Source organism: Prosthecobacter sp. (assembly GCF_029946185.1).
In the GTDB taxonomy this organism is placed as follows: domain Bacteria; phylum Verrucomicrobiota; class Verrucomicrobiia; order Verrucomicrobiales; family Verrucomicrobiaceae; genus Prosthecobacter.
In genome coordinates, this window is record NZ_JAQSEA010000237.1 from 15,097 (window position 1) to 19,466 (window position 4,370).

Below are 4,370 nucleotides of genomic sequence, written 5' to 3' on the forward strand. Positions count from 1 at the left end.
GCGTTCGCCGCGACGACGCGGTGCCAGGGCAGCGCGGCGGATTCTTCCGGCGTGAGGTGGCTCAGCACCGTGGCCACATGACGCGCAATGACGTTCATGTGAATGGCGATGCTGCCATACGTGGTGAACTGGCCGGCGGGGATCAGAGCCACCAAGCGAATGACCTCCGCACGGATGCGGGCGAAGGCGACGGATTTTCCACGGGCGGCCATGATGGCGAAAAAATGCGCAGCGCACGGGCTTTGTCGAGGTGGTGCCGCAGAGCTGTGCACTTACCCCTTCCATAAAAGAAGGGGAAATGTCATGGCGGTGAGGGTGTGTGCCGGATGTTTCATGATGCTAAGTCCTCTGGCCCATCACAAACGTCTGGAACGTGTCGAACTGGAACCCGGTCTGACAGCGTTCTGCTGTCCTGAAACCGGCGGGCATTGGATCCCGGCGGAGAACTACTGGCGCTGGCGCAGCACGCTGCCTGCGACGACGGTGGCTGAGGCAAGCCCGGCGGCTGAGGCGGTGCCGGTGAGCGAGTTTGATGCTGCGGTCAAACTGTGCCCCGAGTCGGGCACGGTGATGATGCGCTATCGCGTAGGTCACGGGCAGTCGTTTCGAGTAGAACGCTCCCACACGGGCGGCATCTGGCTGGACGGTGGCGAGTGGGAGGCGCTGTGTGGCGGGCACCTGCAAAATTCGATGCACCTGATCTTCACTGCGCCGTGGCAGAAGGTCGTGCGCCAGCAGGAGCTTGATGCCGTGCATCTGGCGCAGTTGCGCGAGCGGCTGGGTGTGGAACTGCTGGAGAAAATTCAGGTATTGCGTCGGGAGCTGGCAGAGCACCCGCAGCGATCCGCCGCCCTGGCGTTCTTGAATGCGCAAGCTTGAGCTGTAGCATCAGCGCTTGAGACCCGTCCCTGACGCCAGCAGACCTAGCTTCCTCAGCGATGCGAAGAGTTGCTGGCCAAAGGCATGCAGCAGCTCGGCGTCCACTTTCCGCTGAGCGGTAGGCGCGCCCTCTTTCGCCGGAGAAACCGCGATGGACTCGCCTAGGGGCGGGACGTGGATGAAGAGCACCAGGCGCAGCGCCTCGGGATGCTGCTGCTGGGCGTAGAGGAGCGAGTACAGCATCTCCTCGCACAGGTAGCGTCCGGCGCTCTGAGACACATGGGTAGGAAATCCTGCCTGGGTCAATGCGGCCGCGAGGTCCGCCACCTGCGCCTGCTGTTTCAGCGCGGGCGCAGCGGCGCTGACGATCTCCGGTGTGGCAGGTTTGGCCTGCTGATTGTCCGGGTACATGCCACGCTGATTGTGAGCGAGGATTTCGATCTGAAACTCTGCGGTGCCTTCACCAAAGGCAATCCACACCTGCGGCAACGGTTTGGCGTTGTTGATGGCGGTCAGCGGAGCGCCCCAGACCACAGGAATCTGCAAGGCGCGAACTTCCTGCGGGAATGCCTTGGCGATGGCTTCAGCCAGAGTCCAGGAGGCATTCCGGTCACGGCCACCGAAGGGCTCAAAGCCACTGACCACGATGGCAGGCTGCTGTGCCTGCAAGACCGAACCCATCAGACTGAGGGCTGCGAGCCAGGCGAGCGTGCGAACGGCGGTCATTGCACCTGGATGTTGTTGATTTGAAACATGCCGCTGTCACTCGGCTTGCTGGGGAAGTACCAGGTGCCAGCGAGCAGGCCGGAGCCCGGCGGCAGCGAGCCGCGATAAGTCACCGGAAGCTCTTTCGAGTTGCGGTAGGTTTTGGTGAATTGCAGATGGATCAGGCCATCCTCACCCTCGCAGGTACCGGTGATGTCCGCCCAAACAAAGCCATCCTTCAGAGTGCCAAAGCCGGTGTAGTTTTCCTTGGTGACGCCCTTGATCTTGTTGGAGCCCCGAGCCTGCCGCAGGGAGATCTCAAAGGTGATCACCTGCCCGGCCAGTTTCTGGTAGGCGCCGCCGTAGGTGTAAGAGCCTTGGTAGATGCCCTGTACATTGGGTGTGGCGGCTCCGGGAAGCCCACCGTTGTCAGCTGGCAGGGTGCAGGAGGCCAGCACCACGAGTGCGGCTGCCTGCAGCAGCCAAGTCTGCCAGCGTTGCAAGACAAACGAAATGGCCGGGGAGGGAGTCTTCATACGGCGTGCAATCTGCCCGCAGAGCAGCGCGGCTGTCAAACAGCATCAAGCCTAACTTCGACCTTAAACGAATGAAGCGGCTGCAAGATTCCACCTCTACTTCAACGGCGCAGGCGTGGGTAAGGGCGCAGTTGCTTCCTTGTCCTTGGCCCTTTGCATGGCGGCGGCTTCATTGATGGCGGCAGTCGCCTTGTCGGCGGCGGCCCTGATTTCGACGGCTTTCTGCCGGGTTTCAGCATCCATGTCCGCCTGGGCGGGCGCGGATTGTTTGTGGCATGCTGTCAGGCCCGAGACAAGGAGAAGAGCCAGTGCCAGCAGTGGGGATTTCATGGGTGAGCTTCCATGCGTCTGTCATGGATCACAAGCCCGGTTCCTCTCGACCCTGTGCAGGACCGTTGAGAGTGTGCTCGCGTCGCGTTTAGAGCCAGGCGGGATGACGCGCATGAAAGCCTTCGTAGGAACGGCTGGAGGCTCGCCAACGGGGCCCTTCCCCGGTCTGCGCGCCCGTGGTGTCAAAGCGGAGACCGCAGATCTGCAGGAAGACGTGGTGCCCCGGTTTGACGAAAAGCGTGACATGACTCCCCGGTCCAGGCCAGGCGTAACGAGCAAAGGCGGAGGAGTTGAGGGGCTTGTCCAGCAGCTTGGCACGGAAGAGCACATGCGAAACGGAGCCGGAGCAGTCGAAGCCGTTATCATATAAAGCTTTGTGCCCGCCACCCCACTTGTAGGGCTTGCCTACGAGTTGATTGGCAGCGGCCACCAACTGATGAACCACGGCAGGGTGGGTTTCATGTGCGAAGGCGTAAACCCCATTGAAATAGAGAGGCACGACTGCAGGAGGCGTCATGTAGTAGCCCATACCTCCTCCAATCGTGCCCAAGGCACCCCACATACCGAGTTTCATCCAGCGCCTACGTCCGACCAGCTGCCGCACACATTCGGCTTCGGGCGTGTCACTCAGAGATTCTGGTATGGGGGTGTCAGCCTCTTGATTTTCCACGAGTGAAGCTATCGGCTAAACTGGAATGAGCTTCTAAATAGCCATTCAGAATGCCCTCAGACACGGATTAGGCGCTTAAGAAAAAACGCCTCTTTTTTCCAAGGGAGAGAATACCCATACGCACTGGGATTCTATCCGCACAATCCCCTGATAGTAAGGCCGATATGGATCAAAAGGGTTGCCCCAACTTTGGGGAGTATGGGGCTACGGTGGGCTTGACTTACGCTGGCAGACAGGCGGGCTGTGGCCACAGCCATCCACGGCATTCTGGAATTCACGCAAAAAAACCGCTGCCCGGTGAGGGGCAGCGGTCGGGGGGAGAGCAGCGTGCTTCCCGAGACTAAACTTTGGCTTTCGCCTTTGCAGCCGGCTTCTTGGGCCGTTCTGGCCGAGACAGCGGCTCCTCGACGGGAGCTGGAGGCACCGGGATGAGCGGGAAGGGATTGGCCTGCGGCTCCATGGCGTACTCGCGGTCTTTGAGGATGCCGGGCTGCGGGACAGGGTACTTGCCTTTCGCGTCAGCGATGATCGGTGCAGGACCTTCAAGGGTGAGCTTATCGACACCGGGAGCGAACTCGAAGGCGCTGTTGATGTAGTCATCGTAGCGAATCACCTGGCCGGTGTGCGCGGCGGCACGGCCCATGGCGGTGGTGACGCTGGATTTGATGCCGCGCTCCACTTCGTTGTAGGGCTTGTTCTCGACGATGGCGTCGATGAGGTCCTGCCACTCCAGGTCATACGGATTCGGCTCGGGCTGTTTGCCGCGCCAGATGATGTTGGCGCGCTGCATCTTCTGGCTGTTGAAGGTCATCGCCTTGGAGGGGAAGTGACCGGCGGTGGAGACGATGGCGCTGCCTTTGGTGCCATGCACCTGCGTGGCAAACTGGTTGTGCGTGCCGATGGCGGTGCGGCCTTCGAGGTAGAGCTTCGCGCCGTCTTTGAAGGTGTACTCGCAGCTGTAGTGGTCGAAGTTTTGGTCAATGTAATCACCACGATCACTGCGGCCGCCGCTGGCCTGCACTTCGACCGGCCAGTCGTTCTTCATCCAGCAGGCTTCGTCGATGTTGTGGATGTTGAAGTCGCTGAAGCCACCACCGCTGGCCCAGAGGAAGCTGTGGAAGCGCTGGATCTGCCATGCCAGTTCGCTCGGGTCCACTTTCGGATCACGTGGCAGCGTGAAGGCGGAGCCCACGGGGCCCTGCATGCGGTAGGCGCGCATGAGGAGCAGATCGCCGATCTCACCGTCCTGA

General features: G+C 61.1%; 6 protein-coding genes and 1 pseudogene. 1 reads left to right on the forward strand and 6 read right to left on the reverse strand.

What is annotated here, in order from left to right:
* Positions 1–212, reverse strand: a 212-nt coding sequence (locus PSV43_RS19750) for an MGMT family protein (RefSeq protein ID WP_300201556.1), incomplete at its 3' end; no start/stop codon positions are given.
* Between the two features lie 121 nt (positions 213–333).
* Between PSV43_RS19750 and PSV43_RS19755 the strand changes: the two genes are divergently transcribed.
* Positions 334–879 (forward strand): hypothetical protein, encoded by a 546-nt coding sequence (locus tag PSV43_RS19755; RefSeq protein WP_300201558.1) that lies wholly within the window; start codon positions 334–336, stop codon positions 877–879.
* Between the two features lie 9 nt (positions 880–888).
* Here the strand turns inward: PSV43_RS19755 and PSV43_RS19760 are convergent, their stop codons facing one another.
* From PSV43_RS19760 to PSV43_RS19780, 5 genes and pseudogenes are all read right to left on the reverse strand, one after another.
* Positions 889–1,605, reverse strand: a complete 717-nt coding sequence (locus tag PSV43_RS19760) for a hypothetical protein (protein ID WP_300201561.1) — start codon at positions 1,603–1,605, stop codon at positions 889–891.
* Positions 1,602–2,120 carry a hypothetical protein gene (locus PSV43_RS19765; RefSeq protein WP_300201564.1) on the reverse strand — a complete coding sequence of 173 codons (519 nt, stop codon included), beginning with the start codon at positions 2,118–2,120 and terminating at the stop codon, positions 1,602–1,604. Before PSV43_RS19765 ends, PSV43_RS19760 begins: the two co-directional genes overlap by 4 nt.
* Before the next feature lie 96 nt (positions 2,121–2,216).
* On the reverse strand, positions 2,217–2,450 hold the full coding sequence (locus tag PSV43_RS19770) for a hypothetical protein (RefSeq protein WP_300201567.1): 234 nt from the start codon (positions 2,448–2,450) through the stop codon (positions 2,217–2,219).
* Between the two features lie 88 nt (positions 2,451–2,538).
* Positions 2,539–3,120 (reverse strand): hypothetical protein, encoded by a 582-nt coding sequence (locus PSV43_RS19775; RefSeq protein ID WP_300201570.1) that lies wholly within the window; start codon positions 3,118–3,120, stop codon positions 2,539–2,541.
* Between the two features lie 340 nt (positions 3,121–3,460).
* Positions 3,461–4,370: pseudogene (locus PSV43_RS19780) on the reverse strand (hypothetical protein); the annotation flags it as partial.